Source organism: Cupriavidus sp. SIMBA_020, assembly GCF_046535395.1.
GTDB classification, from domain to species: domain Bacteria; phylum Pseudomonadota; class Gammaproteobacteria; order Burkholderiales; family Burkholderiaceae; genus Cupriavidus; species Cupriavidus campinensis.
Map to the genome: position 1 here is coordinate 1 of NZ_JAWRWU010000370.1, position 286 is coordinate 286.

Here is a 286-nt window from a genome sequence, read left to right on the forward strand (position 1 = left end):
CCAAGCGCGGCCTGGCCAACGCCAGCGACGATCCCTTCGGCCTGCCGCGGGTAACGGTGTCGCGCTCGACCGGCATCTTCCGTTTCCTGCAGAAATGCCTGACGCGCTATGAAGACATCCGCGGGCGCGGCTGAGCGGCGGCTGCGCATCGCACTGCTGGTCGACCGCTTCGGCAACCGTTTCGGCGGCGCCGAGGCCTACGGCGTCGAGCTGATGCGCGTGCTGGGCGAGCGCCACGATATTTCCGTGGTGGCGCGCGACTACGACAGCGACCTGCCGTTCCCCT

General features: G+C 68.9%; 2 pseudogenes. Both read left to right on the top strand.

Annotated features, from left to right (window positions below):
- Positions 1–134, top strand: a pseudogene (locus tag SB751_RS29625) (polysaccharide deacetylase family protein); the annotation flags it as partial.
- Positions 109–286: pseudogene (locus SB751_RS29630) on the top strand (glycosyltransferase family 1 protein); the annotation flags it as partial. The pseudogenes SB751_RS29625 and SB751_RS29630, both read left to right, overlap by 26 nt.